The 18,484-nt window shown below is 70.3% G+C and carries 15 protein-coding genes; 5 read left to right on the top strand and 10 right to left on the bottom strand.

All coding sequences use genetic code 11. The annotated features are described in order from the left end of the window. Window positions 1-27: 27 nt before the first annotated feature. Window positions 28-1,242: an acetate kinase gene (locus tag ABEA82_RS04970; protein ID WP_345660147.1), complete on the bottom strand. Its 1,215-nt coding sequence runs from the start codon at window positions 1,240-1,242 to the stop codon at window positions 28-30. Further along, the gene (gene pta, locus ABEA82_RS04965) at window positions 1,239-3,341 is read right to left on the bottom strand and encodes a phosphate acetyltransferase (RefSeq protein WP_345660146.1); all 2,103 of its coding nucleotides are present in this window, start codon (window positions 3,339-3,341) and stop codon (window positions 1,239-1,241) included. Before pta ends, ABEA82_RS04970 begins: the two co-directional genes overlap by 4 nt. A 277-nt stretch (window positions 3,342-3,618) precedes the next feature. Here pta and ABEA82_RS04960 point away from each other — a divergent pair, with 277 nt between their 5' ends. Further along, window positions 3,619-4,644 (top strand): ATP-dependent 6-phosphofructokinase, encoded by a 1,026-nt coding sequence (locus ABEA82_RS04960; protein ID WP_345660145.1) that lies wholly within the window; start codon window positions 3,619-3,621, stop codon window positions 4,642-4,644. Window positions 4,645-4,709: 65 nt separating this feature from the next. On the opposite strand, the gene ABEA82_RS04955 is transcribed toward ABEA82_RS04960, so the two are convergent. Next, window positions 4,710-5,432: a helix-turn-helix domain-containing protein gene (locus ABEA82_RS04955; RefSeq protein ID WP_425588481.1), complete on the bottom strand. Its 723-nt coding sequence runs from the start codon at window positions 5,430-5,432 to the stop codon at window positions 4,710-4,712. Between the two features lie 178 nt (window positions 5,433-5,610). Between ABEA82_RS04955 and ABEA82_RS04950 the strand changes: the two genes are divergently transcribed. Then, entirely contained in the window at window positions 5,611-6,069 is a 459-nt protein-coding gene (locus ABEA82_RS04950; RefSeq protein WP_345660143.1) for a PPOX class F420-dependent oxidoreductase, read from the top strand. Window positions 6,070-6,142: 73 nt separating this feature from the next. Here the strand turns inward: ABEA82_RS04950 and ABEA82_RS04945 are convergent, their stop codons facing one another. Further along, window positions 6,143-6,931 carry an IclR family transcriptional regulator gene (locus ABEA82_RS04945; protein ID WP_345660142.1) on the bottom strand — a complete coding sequence of 263 codons (789 nt, stop codon included), beginning with the start codon at window positions 6,929-6,931 and terminating at the stop codon, window positions 6,143-6,145. Window positions 6,932-7,083: 152 nt separating this feature from the next. On the opposite strand from ABEA82_RS04945, the gene ABEA82_RS04940 reads away from it, so the two are divergent. After that, a complete protein-coding gene (locus tag ABEA82_RS04940) occupies window positions 7,084-8,421 on the top strand; it encodes a gluconate:H+ symporter (protein ID WP_345660141.1) in 1,338 nt (445 codons plus the stop codon). A gap of 67 nt (window positions 8,422-8,488) precedes the next feature. After that, complete coding sequence (locus tag ABEA82_RS04935; RefSeq protein WP_345660140.1) at window positions 8,489-9,826, top strand: enolase C-terminal domain-like protein; 1,338 nt, start codon at window positions 8,489-8,491, stop codon at window positions 9,824-9,826. Window positions 9,827-10,110: 284 nt separating this feature from the next. Here ABEA82_RS04935 and ABEA82_RS04930 read toward each other — a convergent pair whose 3' ends face one another. From ABEA82_RS04930 to ABEA82_RS04910, 5 genes are all read right to left on the bottom strand, one after another. Then, on the bottom strand, window positions 10,111-10,950 hold the full coding sequence (locus ABEA82_RS04930) for a carbohydrate ABC transporter permease (protein ID WP_345660139.1): 840 nt from the start codon (window positions 10,948-10,950) through the stop codon (window positions 10,111-10,113). Between the two features lie 5 nt (window positions 10,951-10,955). Then, window positions 10,956-11,882 (bottom strand): carbohydrate ABC transporter permease, encoded by a 927-nt coding sequence (locus tag ABEA82_RS04925; protein WP_345660138.1) that lies wholly within the window; start codon window positions 11,880-11,882, stop codon window positions 10,956-10,958. 7 nt (window positions 11,883-11,889) lie between these two features. Next, entirely contained in the window at window positions 11,890-13,263 is a 1,374-nt protein-coding gene (locus ABEA82_RS04920) for an extracellular solute-binding protein (protein WP_425588480.1), read from the bottom strand. A gap of 123 nt (window positions 13,264-13,386) precedes the next feature. After that, window positions 13,387-14,085 (bottom strand): response regulator, encoded by a 699-nt coding sequence (locus ABEA82_RS04915; RefSeq protein WP_345660136.1) that lies wholly within the window; start codon window positions 14,083-14,085, stop codon window positions 13,387-13,389. Next, window positions 14,082-16,190, bottom strand: a complete 2,109-nt coding sequence (locus ABEA82_RS04910; RefSeq protein ID WP_425588479.1) for a sensor histidine kinase — start codon at window positions 16,188-16,190, stop codon at window positions 14,082-14,084. Before ABEA82_RS04910 ends, ABEA82_RS04915 begins: the two co-directional genes overlap by 4 nt. Before the next feature lie 199 nt (window positions 16,191-16,389). Between ABEA82_RS04910 and ABEA82_RS04905 the strand changes: the two genes are divergently transcribed. Next, complete coding sequence (locus ABEA82_RS04905) at window positions 16,390-17,784, top strand: cation:dicarboxylate symporter family transporter (protein WP_345660135.1); 1,395 nt, start codon at window positions 16,390-16,392, stop codon at window positions 17,782-17,784. 78 nt (window positions 17,785-17,862) lie between these two features. On the opposite strand, the gene ABEA82_RS04900 is transcribed toward ABEA82_RS04905, so the two are convergent. Further along, entirely contained in the window at window positions 17,863-18,480 is a 618-nt protein-coding gene (locus ABEA82_RS04900) for a TetR/AcrR family transcriptional regulator (RefSeq protein ID WP_345660134.1), read from the bottom strand. Between the last annotated feature and the right edge of the window lie 4 nt (window positions 18,481-18,484).

The following is an 18,484-nucleotide window of genomic DNA, read 5'->3' as shown; positions in this document are numbered from 1 at the left end:
GGAAAATACAAAAGGGCGGGATGCCGCTCAGGTGTGATTCCCTGAACCAATTACCAGCGCGTAGGTCTGCGTCGCGATCTCCAATTCCTCGTCAGTGGGTACCACCGCCACCGCGACCCGGGCCCCCTCCGGCGAGATCAGCCGCGCCTCGTCACCGCGCACGGCGTTGCGCTCGCCGTCCACCGCCAGGCCCAGCTCCTCCAGGCCCGCCAGGGCGGCCTCCCGCACGGGAGCCGCGTTCTCGCCCACGCCGGCGGTGAAGGCGACCGCGTCCACCCGTCCCAGTACGGCGTAATAGGCACCGATGTACTTCTTCAGGCGGTGAATGTAGATGTCGAACGCCAGCTCCGCCTGCTCGTCGCCCTCGTCGACGCGGCGACGGATCTCTCTCATGTCGTTGTCGCCGCACAGACCGATCAGACCGCTCTTCTTGTTGAGAAGAGTGTCGATCTCGTCGGCGGACATTCCACCAACACGCATCAAATGGAAGATGACGGCCGGGTCCATGTCTCCGGAGCGCGTACCCATCACGAGCCCCTCCAAAGGCGTCAGCCCCATGGAGGTGTCCACGCAACGACCGCCCCGCACGGCCGAGGCGGACGCCCCGTTGCCCAGGTGCAGCACGATCACGTTCGTCTCGGCCGGGTCCTTGCCCAGCAGCCCGGCGGTGGCCCGCGAGACGTAGGCGTGCGAGGTGCCGTGGAAGCCGTAGCGCCGGATGCGGTGCTCGTCGGCGGTCTTCACGTCGATCGCGTAGCGGGCGGCCGACTCCGGCATCGTCGTGTGGAACGCGGTGTCGAAGACGGCGACCTGCGGCAGGTCGGGTCGCAGCGCCTGCGCCGTGCGGATGCCGGTGAGGTTGGCCGGGTTGTGCAGCGGGGCCACCGGGATGAGCCGCTCGATCTCGGCGAGCACGGCGTCGTCGACGACGGTCGGCTCGGTGAAGAACTTCCCGCCGTGCACCACCCGGTGCCCGATCGCGGCCAGCTCCGGCGAGTCCAGGCCGAGGCCGTCCTTGGCGAGTTCCTCGGCCACGGCCTTCAGGGCGGCGTCGTGGTCGGCGATCGCCCCGCCGCGCTCCCGGCTCTCGCCGCCGGCCGGGGTGTGCTTCAGACGGGAGGTCTGCTCGCCGATGCGCTCGACCAGGCCCACCGCCAGCCGGCCGTTGCCGCGCATGTCGAGCAGCTGGTACTTCAGGGACGAGGAACCGGAGTTGAGGACGAGGACGCGGGTGCGGCTCACTGGGCGGTTGCCTTCTCGCTCGGGGTCGGGGCGGGGGACTGGGCCTGGATCGCCGTGATGGCGACGGTGTTCACGATGTCCTGGACGAGGGCGCCCCGGGACAGGTCGTTGACCGGCTTGCGCAGACCCTGGAGCACCGGGCCGACGGCGATGGCGCCGGCCGAGCGCTGCACGGCCTTGTAGGTGTTGTTGCCGGTGTTCAGGTCGGGGAAGATCAGCACGCTCGCCTGCCCGGCGACCTCGGAGCCGGGCAGCTTGGTCGCCGCCACCGACGGCTCCACCGCGGCGTCGTACTGGATCGGGCCCTCGATCATCAAGTCGGGCCGCCGCCTGCGGACGATCTCGGTGGCCTCGCGCACCTTGTCGACGTCGGCGCCGGAGCCGGACGTACCCGTGGAGTACGACAGCATGGCGATGCGCGGCTCCACGCCGAACTGCTCGGCCGTCGTCGCCGACTGGATGGCGATGTCGGCGAGCTGCTCGGCGTTCGGGTCGGGGTTGACCGCACAGTCGCCGTAGACGAGCACCTTGTCGGCCAGGCACATGAAGAACACCGACGAGACGATGCCGGCGTCCGGCTTGGTCTTGATGATCTCGAAGGCCGGGCGGATCGTCGCGGCCGTGGAGTGCACCGAGCCGGACACCATGCCGTCGGCGAGGCCCTCCTGCACCATCAGCGTGCCGAAGTAGTTCACGTCCGAGACGACGTCGTACGCCAGCTCCACGGTGACACCGCGGTGGGCGCGCAGCGCCGCGTACTTCTCCGCGAAGGCGTCGCGCAGGTCGGAGGCGGCCGGGTCGATCAGCTGGGACTCGCCCAGGTCGATGCCGAGGTCGGCGGCCTTCTTGCGGATCCGGTCGACCGGGCCGAGCAGCGTCAGCTCGCACACGCCCCGGCGCAGCAGCACCTCGGCGGCGTGCAGCACACGCTCCTCGGTGCCCTCCGGCAGCACCACGCGGCGCAGGTCGGAGCGGGCCTGCTCCAGCAGCTTGTGCTCGAACATCATCGGCGTGACCCGGTCGCTGCTCGGCGCGGAGACGCGGCGGGCGAGGTCGGCGGTGTCGGCGTACCGCTCGAACAGGCCGAGCGCCCGCTCCGCCTTGCGCGGGGTGGCCGCGTTCAGCTTCCCCTCCAGGGAGAACAGCTGCTCGGCGGTGGGGAAGCTGGTGCCGGCCACCGACAGCACCGGGGTGCCGGGTGCGAGGCGGTCGGCGAGGGTGAGGATGTCGTCGCCGGGCACCTCGTCCAGGGTGAGCAGCACGCCCGCGATGGGCGGGGTGCCGGCGCTGTGCGCGGCGAGCGAGCCGACGACCAGGTCGGCCCGGTCGCCGGGGGTCACGACCAGACAGCCCGGGGTCAGGGCGCCGAGGAAGTTCGGCAGCATCGCGCCGCCGAAGACGAAGCCGAGCACGTCCCGGGCCAGGCCCGAGTCGTCGCCGAGCACCACCTTGCCGCCGAGGGCGTGGCTGATCTGCGAGACGGTCGGGGCCGACAGCGCGGGCTCGTCGGGCAGCACGTAACAGGGCACGGGGAGCCGGGAGCCGAGCCGGCCGGCGATCTCGTCGCGGTCCTCACGGGCCACCCGGTTGGTGACCATGGCCAGGACGTCGCAGCCGAGGGTGTCGTAGGCGCGGTAGGCGTTGCGCGTCTCGGCGAGCACGGACTCGACGGTCTGCTTGCGGCCGCCCACGACCGGGATCACCGACGCGCCGAACTCGTTCGCCAGCCGGGCGTTGAGCGACAGCTCGTCCGGGAGCTGGGTGTCGGCGAAGTCGGTGCCCAGGACCAGGACGACGTCGTAGTCCCGGGCGACCAGGTGGAAGCGGTCGACGAGCGTGGACACCAGCTCGTCCGTGCCGGCCTCGGCCTGGAGGGCGGACGCCTCGTGGTAGTCCATGCCGTACACGGTCGAGGGGTCCTGGGCGAGCCGGTAGCGGGCGCGCAGCAGCTCGAAGAGGCGGTCGGGTCCGTCGTGGACCAAGGGGCGGAAGACGCCGACCCGGTCCACCTGCCGGGTGAGGAGCTCCATGACCCCCAGTTCGACGACCTGCCGTCCGTCGCCGCGGTCGATGCCGGTCACGTACACGCTGCGGGTCACGCGCGCTCTCCGTTTCGTCTGAGTGGGATGTCCGGTCTCAGTGGGATATCCAGGTGTCTCTGTGGGATGTCCAGATGTCTCTGTGGGGTGCCCAGATGTCTCTGTGGCCTGTACGGGACGTCGAAAAATCACCCACCGAGGTGAGCTGAACCGCCTTGACAATACCTCCGCCGCTCGATAAGGCGCCCGTCAGAGTGGGGTGCCCCGAGGGGCCGTGGAGCGTGAAACAATCGGCGGAGGCTCACCGGTATCCACAGCGAGCAGGAGACACAGCACGATGCGTATCGGAGTCCTCACCGCAGGCGGCGACTGCCCAGGCCTGAACGCCGTGATCCGGTCGGTCGTGCACCGAGCGGTCGACAACTACGGCGACGAGGTCATCGGCTTCGAGGACGGGTACGCGGGCCTGCTGGACGGCCGCTACCGCAACCTCGACCTGAACGCGGTCAGCGGCATCCTCGCCCGCGGCGGCACCATCCTCGGATCGTCCCGGCTGGAGCGCGACCGGCTCCGCGAGGCCTGCGAGAACGCCTCCGACATGATCCACCGGTTCGGCATCGACGCGCTGATCCCGATCGGCGGCGAGGGCACGCTGACGGCGGCCCGCATGCTGTCCGACGCGGGTCTGCCGGTCGTGGGCGTCCCGAAGACGATCGACAACGACATCTCCTCCACGGACCGCACCTTCGGCTTCGACACGGCGGTCGGTGTCGCCACCGAGGCGATGGACCGCCTCAAGACCACCGCCGAGTCGCACCAGCGGGTGATGGTGGTCGAGGTCATGGGCCGGCACGCCGGGTGGATCGCGCTGGAGTCGGGCATGGCGGCCGGTGCGCACGGGATCTGTCTGCCGGAGCGTGCGTTCGACCCGGCCGATCTCGTGAAGATGGTCGAGGAGCGCTTCGCCCGCGGCAAGAAGTTCGCGGTCGTCTGCGTCGCCGAGGGCGCCCACCCCGCCGAGGGCTCCATGGACTACGGCAAGGGCGAGATCGACCAGTTCGGTCACGAGCGCTTCCTGGGCATCGGCACGGCACTCGCCCACGAGCTGGAGCGACGGCTCGGCAAGGAGGCCAAGCCGGTCATTCTCGGCCACGTCCAGCGCGGCGGTACCCCGACCGCCTACGACCGGGTGCTCGCCACACGCTTCGGCTGGCACGCGGTGGAGGCGGCGCACCAGGAGCAGTTCGGCAGGATGACGGCGCTGCGCGGGACGGACATCGTGATGGTGCCGCTCGCGGAAGCGGTCACCGAGCTGAAGACCGTGCCGAAGGACCGGATGGACGAGGCCGAGTCGGTGTTCTAGGCCGGGCGGCGTCCGGGGGCCTGGGTCGGGGGCATCCGGGGGCTGGACCGGGCGGCATCCGGGGGCTAGGCCGGGTTCTCCTGGACCGTCGCCCAGAAGTGCTCGACGATCCGGTCGAGGAAGTCGCGCGCCAGGTCGCCGGCGTGGCCGCTGCCGCCGCCCCAGCTCAGGGTGGCGGCCATGTGTCCCTGGTAGTCCTGGTGCAGTTCCTGGAGTGCGTTCTCCAGGAACCGCCGGTCCAGGGGTACGACCTTCGCCACGGGGCGTACGTAGGCCTGCCAGCGGGTGGTGACGGCGCTGCGCAGCAGGTCGCCGAGTCTGCCGTCGCGGCCCGTGACGGCGACGAAGTCGGGCAGCCGGAGGCCGAGCAGATCGGCGAGTGCGGCGGACTGCCGGTCGCTGCCGCGCCAGGAGTCGGTCTCCTCCATGCGCAGGTACGCGTGGAGTTCGTGCCCGACGATCCGGGCCACGTCCTCAGGGGCGAGGCCGCGGGCGATGCGGTGCTCGCGCAGGGTGCGGGGTCTGCCGATGAGTTCACCGGGCGAGCACCACAGGACGCCGGCCAGGGCGGTGAGTTCGGATCCGGAGGGCGCGGCGCCCCCGCGTTCCCAGGCGATGACGTGGTCCGGGGTGATGTGCGGGTGCCCGTACGAGACGCGCATGTCGTGGGCGACGTGGTCGGGCGTCATCCCGAGCGCGGCGCGCAGCCGGCGCGCGGCGGGGGCGTTGAAGGGCGGCGGCGTGGGGGTCGGGGTCGGGTCACTCGGGCGGGGCGAAGGTCGGCGCACGCGCCACAAGCTAGGGGCGTGGGACTGCGGCGACTACGGTCTGTTCGGCCAGGATCACGGATTGTAGGAAGCTACGGCTACTCGCGGGTTGGAACGGGGCTGAAGATCGTCTTGTCAGGCCGGGCGGGGCGGTGGTGAGGATGGCGCCGGACCCGGCGAGCGCGGGTCCGGAAAGGCAGTGAAAAAGGTGAACGGCAAGCTCAACGGGCATATTCGCGAGCGTCTGCTGGCGACGAACTTCTGGCATCTCGCGACCGTGGGGGCGGACGGTGCGCCTCAGGTGTCGCCCATGTGGGCGGACATCGAAGGGGAGTACGTCATGGTCAACACCTCGATCGGGCGGGTGAAGGAGGAGAATCTGCGGCGCAATCCGTACGTTTCCCTGTCCCACCACGACCCCGCGAACCCGTACGACCGTGCGGAGATCCGGGGGAAGGTCGTCCGGTTCGTCGAGGGCGAGGAGGCGGAGCGGGGCATGGACCGGCTCGCGCGCAAATACCTCGGGGAGGACCGGTACCCGTGGCTGTTGCCCGGGGAGCGCCGGGTGATGCTGCTGATCGAGCCGACGCGGGTGCGGACGCTGGAGGGTGTGGAGCCGTTCCGGGCCGGGGTTCTGCCGGGCGGGGACGCCGGCTGACGGTCCGTTTGGCGAACCACCCCTCATCAACCTTCGCTTTGTGGGGCTGACCCTCGCCTCGCGGGGCTGGCCCTCAGCGCCAGTCGGGCTCGCCCGACATCGGTGGCGGGCGGGACTCGATCCTCGCCCGGACGTCCCGCATCACGGCGACGACGCGGGCCTCGTGCTCCGGGGTCAGCCGGGCCACCGGGACCGAGCAGCTGATGGCGTCGACGACCGGGGTGCCATAGCGCAGGGCGAAACCGAAACCGGCGATGCCGGGCACCGTCTCCTCGCGGTCGATCGAGTAGCCGCGTTCGCGCACCCCGGCCAGGTCGGCGAGCAGGGCGGCCCGGTCGGTGTGCGTGTTCTCCGTGAGGGCCGTCAACGGGCCGTCGCCGAAAGGCAGTTCACCGTCGGTGCGCTCGGCGAGCAGCGCCTTGCCGAGCGCACCGGCATGGGCCGGGACACGGCGGCCGACCCGGCTGATGGTGCGCAGGTACTCGTGCGACTCCCGGGTGGCGAGATAGACGACGTCCCGGCCGTCCAGCCGCGCCATGTGGATCGTCTCGCCCAGCGCGTCCGACGCCTCGTCCAGGTAGGGCCGGACCAGGCGGATGCGCCGGTCTCCGTCGAGGTAGCCGGTGCCGGTGAGCAGCGCCCGGATGCCGATGCCGTAGAGGGAGCCGGTGGCGTCGGTGCGGACCCAGCCGGAGTCGACGAGCGTCTGGAGCAGCTGGTACATGCTGCTGCGCGGTACGCCCAGGTCCTGTGCGAGCTGGTCGAGGCGGGAGGGCTCTTCACCCCGCCCGGCGAGCAGTTCCAGCAGCGCGACGGTCCGCGCCGCCGACTTCACGCCGCGGACGCCTCTCCTCTCCTGCATGGGCTCATCGTAGGTCCGCGGCGATCCGGTCCGAGGAATCCGTGATCGCACGACCATTGACCCGGCAGGTTCACCCACTTAGCCTCCATCTGCATACGTGGACGGCATCTGCATACAGGGATGAGCTCCCACCAGTTCAAAGGGGAACTGCCTTGCCTCTGCTCGTAGTCGGGATCAGTGTCCTGATCCTGCTTCTCCTCATGACCAGGCTCAGACTGAACGGTTTCGCCGCGCTGCTGCTCGTGGCCGTCGGGGTGGCGTTGGTCCAGGGCATTCCGGTGGCGACCATCCCGGACGTCCTCTCCGAGGGCATCGGGGACCAGATCGGCGACACCATGCTGACCATCGGGCTCGGCGCCATGGTCGGCCGGGTGATGGGGGACTCGGGCGCCGCGCAGCGCATAGCCGGCAAGCTCCTCGACGCCTTCGGCCCGCGCTGGGTGCAGGTCGCCATGGTGGTCACGTCCATGCTGATCGGCGTGACCATGTTCTACGAGGTCGCGTTCATCATCATCGTGCCCATCGCGTTCACCCTGGTCAGGGTCACCGGGGCGAAGCTGCTGTGGGTCGGCCTGCCGATGTCCATCGCCCTGTCCACCATGCACAGCTTCCTGCCGCCGCACCCCGGCCCCACCGCCGTCGCCGCGACCTTCCACGCCTCCGTCGGACTGACGTTGTTCTACGGCCTGTTCGTCGCCGTGCCCGCCGGGGCGCTCATCGCCCTCACCTGGCCCCGGCTGCCGTTCGTCGCGCGACTGACACCGACCATCCCCAAGGGCCTGGTCAGCGAACGGGAGTTCACCGAGGAGGAGATGCCGGGGCTCGGCTGGTCGCTGTTCGTGGCGCTGTTCCCCGTCGCGCTGATCGTGGCCGCCGCCGTGACCGACATGGCCACCTCGGGTGAGAGCCCGTTCCTGCACGTCGTCGCCTTCGTCGGCTCGGCGCCGATCGCCCTGCTGCTGACCCTGTGCCTCGCGGTGTGGGCGTTCGGGCCGCGGATCGGCCGGAGCCTCACCGACGTCGGCGCCTCTTGCACCTCGGCGGCCCAGGCGATGGCCATGATCCTGCTGGTCATCGGCGCGGGCGGGGCCTTCAAGAACGTCCTGGTCGAAGGGGGGATCTCCGACTACATCAAGGACGCCACGGACGGCTGGTCCATCTCGCCGATCGTCCTCGCCTGGCTCGTCGCCGTCATCCTGCGCATCGCGCTCGGCTCGGCCACGGTCGCCGTCGTCACGGCCTCCGGGGTGGCGCTGCCGCTGCTGGCGGGCAGCGGGGTGCACCCGGAGGTGATGGTGCTGGCCGTCGCCTGCGGCTCCATCGCGTTCTCCCATGTGAACGACCCCGGGTTCTGGTTGTTCAAGGAGTACTTCAACCTCTCCGTCATCGAGGCGATCAAGGTCCGCACCTCCTATACGACGGTGCTCGCCGTGCTCGGGCTGGGCGGGGTGCTGGGGGTCGAGTGGGGGCTCGACGTCCTGGGGCTTTGAACTCCGGCGTCCTGGGCCTGTGAACCACGACGTCCTTGGTCATCACCCATTTGAGAAGGGACATCCGATGAGCATCGGGAAGCAGCCGACCGTCACTGCGTTCGCCGTCTATCCCGTCGCGGGCCGGGACAGTATGGAGCTGAACCTCTCCGGCGCGCACGGACCGTACTTCACCCGCAACGTCGTGGTTCTCACGGACTCCGAGGGGCGTACGGGCCTGGGCGAGGTGCCCGGCGGGGAGAAGATCACACGGACGCTGCGGGACGCCGAGGGGCTGGTCGTCGGGGCGAAGGTCGGCGACTACAAGCGGGTGCTGCGCGAGATCGGGGAGCGGTTCGCCGACCGGGACGCCGGGGGGCGGGGTGCCCAGACCTTCGACCTGCGGACGACGGTGCACACGGTGACCGCCGTCGAGTCGGCCCTGCTCGACCTTCTCGGGCAGCATCTCGACGTGCCGGTCGCGGCGTTGCTGGGTGACGGGCAGCAGCGGGACTCGGTGCGGGTGCTGGGCTATCTCTTCTACGTGGGTGACCCGGACCGGACGGATCTGGAGTACGTCCGTGAGCCCGACTCCCCGGTGGAGTGGTACCGGGTGCGGCACGAGGAGGCGCTGTCGCCGGAGGCGATCGTGCGGCAGGCCGAGGCGGCGTACGAGCTGTACGGGTTCCGGGACTTCAAGCTCAAGGGGGGTGTGCTGGAAGGGGCGGAGGAGGTGCGGGCCGTGCGGGCGCTGAAGGAGCGCTTTCCGGAGGCCAGGATCACCCTCGATCCGAACGGGGCGTGGTCGCTGCGGGAGGCGGTGGAGCTGTGCCGGCCGCTGGTCGGGACGCTGGCGTACGCGGAGGATCCCTGCGGGGCGGAGGGGGGTTACTCCGGGCGGGAGATCCTCGCGGAGTTCCGCCGTGCGACGGGGCTGCCGACCGCGACGAACATGATCGCGACGGACTGGCGGCAGATGGCGCACGCGCTGGCTCTCCAGTCGGTGTCGATTCCGCTGGCCGACCCGCACTTCTGGACCATGCAGGGGTCGGTGCGGGTGGCGCAGCTGTGCAACGCGATGGGGCTGACCTGGGGGTGCCACTCCAACAACCACTTCGACATCTCGCTGGCCATGGTGACCCACTGCGGGGCGGCGGCGCCGGGGGAGTACAACGCGCTGGACACGCACTGGATCTGGCAGGAGGGGCTGGAGCGGCTGACCGTCGATCCGCCGCGCATCGTCGACGGCGAGGTCGCGGTCCCTGACGCGCCGGGTCTGGGTGTGCGACTGGACATGGACCGGCTTCTCGCTGCACACGAGCTGTACCAGGAGAAGGAGTTGGGCGGTCGGGACGATGCGGTGGGGATGCGGTACCTGGTTCCGGGGTGGGAGTTCGACGCCAGGCGTCCGTGCTTGGTGCGGTGATCGCCCGGTGGGGGGTGGGTCGGGGCCGCGCCGGGGGGTGTCCGTCCTCGGAACGGCGCGACGCTGTCACTTACCGGCTAACTGGCGTCACACGCGCCGCCCGCTGCGGGCGGACACCCCCCGACACGGCCCCTTGCGCACGTACCCCGCTGCGGGCATGCGTGCCGCTGGGGCGATGGGGGTCCCCCCTGCTCGAGCGAAGCCGAGAGCTTGGGGGAGGGTGGGCGCGGCGGCACCTCGCTCCGCCGAGTTGCGCAACACCCCCGCCTCAGCACAAACGCCGCTCAGCCCTTCACCGCCCCACCCAGGGCGAAACCCCCACCCAACCGCCGTGCGATCAACACGTACAGCAGGATCACCGGCGTCGAGTACACGATCGAGAACGCCGCCAACTGCCCGTACGCCACCATCCCCCGATTCCCGAAGAAGTCGTTGATGCTGACCGACGCCGGCATCTGGTCGGGGGTGAGCAGCAGCATGAAGGGGACGAAGAAGTTGCCCCACATCATGACGAAGGAGAAGACCGTCACGACGGCCACGCCGGGCCCCATGAGGGGCAGGACGATGCGGACCAGGGACTGCAAGGGGCCGGCCCCGTCGGTCCAGGCCGCCTCTTCGAGTTCCTTCGGTACACCGTCCATGAAGTTCTTCATCAGCCAGATCGCGAAGGGCAGTTGGGACGCGGCGAAGAAGAAGATCGTGCCCTGCATGGTGTCGATCAGGTCCACCTGGACGAACAGCGCGTAGACCGGAACCATGATCGCCGTGATGGGCAGGCTCGTCGCGAAGAGGATCGTCACCAGGAACGGGCGGTTGAAGCGGGAGCGGAAGCGGGAGAGCGGATAGGCCGCCAGCGCCGCGCACACCACCGTCAGCAGCGTTGCACCGCCGCACAGGACCAGGCTGTTGAGGAGCGGGGTGAAGGTGATGTCCGAGGTCAGGATCGCGTCGAAGTTGTCCAGGGTGAGGCCGTCGGGGGCCTTCACACGGAGATCGGCACGGGGGTCCAGGGAGGACAGGACCACCCAGGCCAGGGGCAGGATGAACGCCGCGGCGACCACGAGCAGTCCCGCGTCGGCCGCGAGCCGGCGAGTGGTGCGGCGGGAGGAGAGGGGGAGGGCCACGTGGGTCAGACCTCCGTCCGCAGCAGGCGCAGATACACGAGGGAGAACAGGGAGCCGACGAGGAGGAGTAGTAAGGCCACGGCCGTGCCGTAGCCGATGAGGCTGTTCTGGAAGGCCTGTTCGTACATGAAGAGCGGAAGCGTCTGGCTCCTGCCGCCCGGGCCGCCTCTCGTCATCACCCAGATCAGGCCGAAGACCGAGAGGGTCTGCAGAGTGTTGAGCATCAGGTTCGTGCCGATGGAGCGGCGGATCATCGGGAGGGTGATGTGCCACATCCGGCGCCAGCCGCCCGCCCCGTCGACCTCCGCCGCCTCGGTGATCTCCTTGGGGATCTCGTTCAGCGCGGCCGAGTAGACCAGCATGGAGAAGGCGGTGCCGCGCCAGACGTTGGCGAAGGACACCGCCAGGATCGGGAGGGTGAACAGCCAGTTCTGGGAGGGCAGGTGGAGCCAGTCCAGGATGGCGTTCAGGGTGCCCTCGCGGCGGAAGAAGGCGTAGAGGAGGAAGCCCGCGACGACCTCCGGCAGTACCCACGCCGTGACGACGATGCCGCCGGTGAGGGTGCGGACCGGTTTCGACGCGCGCCGCATCAGGGCCGCGAGGGCCAGGCCGAGCGTGTTCTGGCCGATCAGCGACGACACGACCGTGAACACCACGGTCAGCCATACGGCGTTGAGGAACGCCTCGTCACCGAAGGCCCGGGTGAAGTTGTCGAAGCCGACGAACGTCTCCTGGGCCTGGCCGGTGAGCTGGAGGTCCGTGAAGGCGATCCAGACGCAGTAGACGATCGGGCCGGCGAGGAAGAGAAGCAGGAGGACGACCGAGGGGGCGAGGGGGAGGGTGCGGATCAGTACGCCCGGGCCCCGTCGGCGGGGAGGGGCAGGGGGCCCGGGTGCCTTTCCGATGCCGGGGTGCGGTGCCGTGGCGGTCATCGGCCGCTCACCGTTCGACGACCTGGTTGTCCGTGGCGTCCTTGAGGGCGTCCGTGTAAGCCCGGGCTGCCTCGTCGACCGTCGTGTCACCCGTCGTCACGCCCTCCATGGCCTCCTGGATGGCCGTGGAGACCTTGGGGTAGGCGGGGTAGGCGGGTCGGTAGTGGGTGCTCCGCACCAGGTCGGTGAAGAACTTGATGCCGGGCTGGGCGGTGACGTACGCGGGGTCCTTCGCGACGTCCTCGCGGACCGCGATGCCGGAATTGGCGACGTACCACTTCTGCGCGTTGGCCTTGGTCTGCATGGTCTTGACGAACTCGAACGCCAGGTCCGGGTTGCCCGCCTTGGCGGGGACGGCCCAGGTCCAGCCGCCGGACATGCTCACCTTGCCGGGCGCCTGGCCGTGCTGTGTCGGCATGGCCGCGAGGCCCAGCTTCTTCGACCACTCGGGCCACTCGTGGCCGCTGCCGGGCAGCCAGTCCTGCGGCAGCCAGGAGCCGTCGAGGGCGATGCCGAGTTCGCCCTTCGGGAGCCACTCGCCGCGCACCCGGGTCATCACGTTCGGGTCGAGGGCGTCGGCGACGTCCGGGCCCAGCTTCTCCTTGTAGACCGTCTCGACGAAGCGGAGCGCGTCCTCGAAGCCCTTGCCGCCGGCGATCCACTTCTTCGTGTTCTTGTCGTAGAGGGGGTCCGTGCCGCCGTCGTTCGTGCCGTAGAGCAGCATCTCGAAGGTCTGCATGGTGGCCGCCTCGCCGACCGGTTTGCCCGTGTAGACGTTGAGCGGGATGACGCCCGGGACCTTCTTCTTGATGGCGCGGGCGGCGCTCAGGACGTCGTTCCAGGTCTTCGGCTGCCAGTCGGCGGGGAGGCCGGCCTTGGCGAAGACGTCCTTGTCGAACCAGAGCCCGCGGGTGTCGGTGCCGTCGGGGACGCCGTAGGTCTTGCCGTCCTCGCCCTTGGCCGCCGCCTTCGCGGTGTCGATGAACCGGTTCCAGTCCGGCCACTTGGCGAGGTACGCGTCGAGGGGCTTGAGGTAGCCGCTGGTGATGTCCGAGTTGATGAGGAACGTGTCCTCGTAGACCAGGTCGGGGGCGGTCTTGGGGGAGCGGAGCATCTGCTGGAGCTTGGTGTAGTACTCCGAGTCCGGGGCCTTGATCGGGACGAGTTCGACCTTCTTGCCGGGGTGGGCCTTCTCGAACTGCTTCTTGATGTCCGCGAGGTAGGTGTCCATCACCTTCACGGAGTTGTCCGTGGACTGTTTGAAGGAGACCTTCACGGTGTCCGGGTCGCTGCCGGAACCCCCGCCGCAGGCGGTGAGGGTGGTCGCGGCGAGGGCGAGGGCGAGGAAGGGTGTGAGGGCGGCGGTGGGGCGCACGGGCACGACCTCCTACGGGCGCACTTCGTTGTGGCCGGGACGGCTGCGTCGTGAACCTAAGTTGAGTGGTCTAGTCAGGTCAATGCGCGTGCGCATGATTGATCGCGCGCCCTCGTGTCTGACGGCCCGTCACTGACCCGTGACCCACCGGTACTGCAACTCCGGCCGCCCCACCGTCCCGTACTGCGGGCGGCGGGCCGCGCGGCCCGCGTCCACCAGGTGCTCCAGGTAACGGCGGGCCGTGATGCGGGAGATGCCGACCGTCTCCGCCACGCCGGCGGCGGTGAGGCCCTCCGCGCTGTCGCGCAGGGCCACGGTCACCCGCTCCAGCGTGGGTGCGCTCAGGCCTTTCGGCAGGGCCGCCGGGCCCGGTGCGCGCAGGGCCGCCAACGCCCGGTCCACCTCGTCCTGGCCGCTCGCCTCGCCGACCGCCGCGTGGAACTCGGAGTACCGCACGAGCCGGTCCCGCAGGGTCGCGAAGGTGAACGGCTTCAGGACGTACTGCACGACCCCGAGGGAGACCCCCTCGCGGACGACCGCGAGGTCGCGAGCCGACGTCACCGCTATCACGTCGGCGTGATGCCCGGCCGCCCGCAGCGAGCGCGCCAGTTGCAGCCCGTGCACGTCCGGCAGGTGCAGGTCGAGCAGGAGCAGGTCCACCGGGGTGCGGTCCAGGGCCCGGCGGGCCTCCGCGCCCGTGTGCGCCTTGCCCACGGCGACGAAGCCAGGGACCCGGCCGACGTACAGGACGTGCGCGTCGGCGGCCACCGGGTCGTCCTCCACGACCAGGACGCGGATGTCCTGCTGTCTCGTCGTGTCACTCGTCATGCGTGGCCTCCAGAGCCCCTCGATGCAGAGCCCCCGGAAACCGCGCCACGGGACGCGGGGTCTGTGGACGGAGGGGTGGCCGGAGCCGGGCCTCCGGGCACGGGGTCCTCCCGGGCGGGTTCCGTGGCCGCCGGGTTCTCTTGGGCGGGTTCCGCGGGCGCCGGGTGCTCGTGGGTGGGCTCCGTGGGCGCCGGGTGCTCGTGGGTGGGCTCCGTGGGCGCCGGGTGCTTGTGGGTGGGCTCCGTGGGCGCTGGGTTCTCTTGGGCGGGCTCGGCGGGCGCCGGGTGCTCGTGCGCGGGTTCGGCGGGCGCCGGGTGCTCGTGCGCGGGTTCGGCGGGCGCCGGGGTCTCCTGGACGGGCTCCGCAGACGCCGCGTCCTCTTGGGCGGGTTCCGTGGACACCGGGTTCTCCCGGCCGGGCTCCGCAGACCCCGTGCCCTTCTGGACGCGCTGCCCGGGCACCGGGTGCTCGCGCACCGTTTCTCCGGACGTCGTGTCGTTCGCCTCGCCCAGCGGCAGCCGTACCTCGAACTCCGCGCCACCCCCGTCGGCCTCCGTCACCGACAGCGTGCCTCCGTGCCGCTGTGCCGCCTGCCGTACGAGCGCCAGGCCGAGCCCCCGGCCGCCCGGGCCCGCCGGCTTCGTCGAGAAGCCCCGCTGGAAGACCGCCTCGGCATGCCGCGGGTCGACGCCCGGGCCCGTGTCCGAGACTCGCAGCAGCAGCTCAGGGGCGCCGTCCCGGTCCTCGGTGTAGGCGGCGACCGTCACCCGGGCCCGCGCGCTCCCCTGAGCCGCGTCCACGGCGTTGTCGATCAGGTTGCCCAGGATGGTCACCAGGTCCCGGGCCGGCAGGGTCTCGGGCAGCAGTCCGTCGTCCAGGCTGCTGTCCTCGGACACCATCAGCTCCACGCCCCGCTCGTTGGCCTGGGCGGTCTTGCCCAGCAACAGCGCCGCCAGCACCGGCTCGCTCACCGCCGCGACGACCTGGTCGGTCAGTGCCTGCGCCAGCTCCAGCTCGGCCGTCGCGAACTCCACCGCCTCCTCCGCCCGGCCCAGCTCGATCAGCGAGACGACCGTGTGCAGCCGGTTCGCCGCCTCGTGCGCCTGTGAGCGCAGCGCCTGCGTGAAGCCCCGCTCGGAGTCCAACTCGCCCATCACGGACTGGAGTTCGGTGACATCGCGCAGGGTGACGACGGTACCGCGCCGTTCGCCGCCCGACACCGGCGAGGTGTTGATCACCAGGACCCGCGACGCCGCCAGATGCACCTCGTCCACCCGCGGCTCCGACGCCAGCAGCGCCCCCGTCAGGGGGGCGGGGAGCCCGAGCTCGGCCACCGACCTGCCCACCACGTCCCCCTCCACGCCGAGCAGCTCTCGCCCCCCGTCGTTGATCAACGCCACACGGTACTGCCCGTCCAGCATCAGCAGCCCCTCGCGTACCGCGTGCAGGGCGGCCTGGTGGTAGTCGTGCATCCGGCTCAGCTCGGCCGCGTTCATGCCGTGGGTGTGGCGGCGCAGCCGGGCGTTGACAACGTAGGTGCCGACGGCGCCCAGGACCAGTGCCCCGGCCGCGACGCCCAGCAGGCCCGTGACCTGACTCTGTACGCGCTCGCTGATCGCCTGGACCCGGATTCCCGCGCTGACCAGGCCGACGATCCGGTTGCCGTCCCGGATCGGGGTGACCGCGCGGACCGACGGGCCGAGGGTGCCGGTGTAGGTCTCGGTGAAGGTCTCGCCCTTCAGGGCCCGCTCGGTGTGGCCCTGGAAGGTCTGGCCGATCTGGTCCGGGTCGGGATGCGTCCAGCGGATGCCCTTCGGATTCATGATCGTGATGAAGTCGACCTCGGTGTCCCGCATGACCTTCAGCGCGTACGGCTGGAGCTCCGCGGTCGGGTCGGAGGCGCGGGCCGCCGCCGGCACGGACGGGGAGTCGGCCACGGACCGCGCAACCGCCCTGGCCTGGCGCGTCGCGGCCTCCTCGGCCTGGCTGCGGTCGCTGACGTAGGTGAACAGTGCGCATCCGGCCACGACCACCGCGATCAGTACCGCCTGCATGGCGAAGAGCTGGGCCGCCAGGCTGCGAGGTCGGGGCACGAAGATGCGCATGTCGTCAGTCTGCCCCTTGGCTGATTGTGAACTAAATGAACGGAAGGGTGACCGCGCTCACAGAGCAGGACATAGTCACGGCATTCCCCATAACGCATCTCCGGGAGTCCCGCTCCCTGTTCCTCGGAGTTTCCCGGAGTTTTTCCCGGACGTGAGCCGCACGCCGGTGATGCCGACGACGTCGTCAAGGAGGGCCGCCGTGACCAGCGCAGCCGATACGGCACCTGCCGCACGCAAACCCAAGCGGGACCGCACGCACTACCTCTACATCGCGGTGATCATCGCGGTCGCTGCCGGTATCGCGGTGGGTCTGGCCGCACCGGACTTCGCCGTCGGGCTGAAGCCGATCGGCACCGGGTTCGTGGCCCTGATCAAGATGATGATCTCGCCGATCATCTTCTGCACGATCGTGCTGGGCATCGGCTCGGTACGGAAGGCCGCCAAGGTCGGTGCCCTCGGCGGTATCGCCCTGGGCTACTTCATGGTGATGTCGCTGGTCGCGCTGGGCATCGGCCTGGTCGTCGGCAACATCCTGGAGCCGGGCACCGGCCTCGCGATGACCGACGCGGTCAAGGACGCCGGTCAGGCGCAGATCGACCCCGAGGCCACCACGAACACCGCCGACTTCCTGCTGGGCATCATCCCGACCACGATCGTGTCGGCCTTCACCAACGAGTCGGTCCTGCAGACCCTGCTGATCGCCCTGCTCGCCGGCTTCGCGCTGCAGGGCATGGGCTCGGCCGGCCAGCCGATCCTGCGCGGCATCGAGCACATCCAGCGGCTCGTCTTCCGCATCCTCGCGATGGTCATGTGGGCCGCGCCGATCGGTGCCTTCGGTGCCATCGCCGCCGTCACCGGCTCCGCGGGCCTGGAAGCGCTCAAGAGCCTCGCCGTGCTGATGCTCGGCTTCTACGTGACCTGTTTCCTCTTCGTCTTCATCGTGCTCGGCGCCCTGCTGCGCGTCATCTCCGGCCTGAACATCTTCACGCTGTTCAAGTACCTGGGCCGGGAGTTCCTGCTGATCCTGTCCACCTCCTCCTCCGAGTCCGCGCTGCCGCGGCTCATCGCGAAGATGGAGCACCTCGGCGTCAGCAAGCCGGTGGTCGGCATCACCGTCCCGACCGGCTACTCCTTCAACCTCGACGGCACCATGATCTACATGACCATGGCCTCGCTGTTCATCGCCGACGCCATGGGTACGCCGATGTCGATCGGTGAGCAGATCCCGCTGCTGCTCTTCCTGCTCGTCGCGTCCAAGGGTGCCGCCGGTGTCACCGGCGCGGGCCTGGCGACCCTGGCCGGTGGTCTGCAGTCGCACAAGCCGGCCCTGGTGGACGGTGTCGGTCTCATCGTCGGCATCGACCGCTTCATGAGCGAGGCCCGCGCCCTGACCAACTTCGCCGGCAACGCCGTGGCCACCGTGCTGATCGGCACGTGGACGAAGGAGATCGACAAGGAGCGCGTCAACGAGGTCCTCGCGGGCCGGCTGCCCTTCGACGAGAAGACGCTGCTGGACGACCACGACGACGCCCCGGACGACGGTCCCGTCGAGGTGCCCGAGCAGGGCGGCGAGAAGGAGCTGGCGAAGGCCTGACGGCCGCGCCGCCCCCCAGAATCCGGGCGGCTGGGTGTCCCCCCGTCGCTCAGCCGCCCGGTCATCGTCCCAAGAAGATCAATCGTTCAGCTTCGCCACCAGCTCGGTGGCTCTCGAGGCGGGCACGCCCGCCGCGGTCAGTACGGTGACCGCGGCGCAGCGGCCCGCCTCTCGCGCTGTCAGCAGGCCGTCGTTCACGGCCTCCATCACCGCGAACAGCGTCTGCTCGTGCACGTAGGCCAGGGCCGGTGCCGGAAGCGGTGAGCTGAAGACGTTCTCGTCCAGCCCGCGCCGCAGCAGCCCGATGCTCTCCTCACGGACCGGTCCGAGCCGCTCCCGGATGCCCTGCATGGTGACCGTGCGCTGGGCGAGCGCGACCAGCAGCCGGTAGCGGTCGGCGATCTCCCACACCGCCAGCACCGAGCGCGCCACGGCCTCGGCCGGGTCCTCCACGTCCTCGCGGCCCGCCGCGTGCGCGGTCGACAGGGCCTGGACGGCCTCGTCGACGAGCGTGCTGATCAGTACCTCGCGGCTCGGGAAGTGCCCGTACACGGTCCGCCGTACGACGCCGGCGGCGCGGGCGATCTGGTCCATGGACGCGTCGGGGTCCCGCAGCAGCTCGGCGAGGGCGACGTCGAGGATGCGGCGCCGGTTGGCGTCGGCGCGGCTGGTGCTGCCCGTGTTCATGGACGTCATTGTG

Source organism: Streptomyces venetus (assembly GCF_039540295.1).
Lineage (GTDB): Bacteria > Actinomycetota > Actinomycetes > Streptomycetales > Streptomycetaceae > Streptomyces > Streptomyces venetus.
Note: the sequence above shows the minus strand (reverse complement) of the source record. Positions and strands in the feature narration are given on the sequence as shown.

Bases quoted from the DNA above. Each gene is read 5' to 3' on its own strand.
- ABEA82_RS04960 (WP_345660145.1), top strand. From the start codon at position 3,619: ATGCGTATCGGAGTCCTCACCGCAGGCGGCGACTGCCCAGGCCTGAAC.
- ABEA82_RS04945 (WP_345660142.1), bottom strand. From the start codon at position 6,931: ATGCAGGAGAGGAGAGGCGTCCGCGGCGTGAAGTCGGCGGCGCGGACC.
- ABEA82_RS04925 (WP_345660138.1), bottom strand. From the start codon at position 11,882: ATGACCGCCACGGCACCGCACCCCGGCATCGGAAAGGCACCCGGGCCC.
- ABEA82_RS04900 (WP_345660134.1), bottom strand. From the start codon at position 18,480: ATGACGTCCATGAACACGGGCAGCACCAGCCGCGCCGACGCCAACCGG.
- ABEA82_RS04935 (WP_345660140.1), top strand. From the start codon at position 8,489: ATGAGCATCGGGAAGCAGCCGACCGTCACTGCGTTCGCCGTCTATCCC.
- ABEA82_RS04910 (WP_425588479.1), bottom strand. From the start codon at position 16,190: ATGCGCATCTTCGTGCCCCGACCTCGCAGCCTGGCGGCCCAGCTCTTC.
- ABEA82_RS04915 (WP_345660136.1), bottom strand. From the start codon at position 14,085: ATGACGAGTGACACGACGAGACAGCAGGACATCCGCGTCCTGGTCGTG.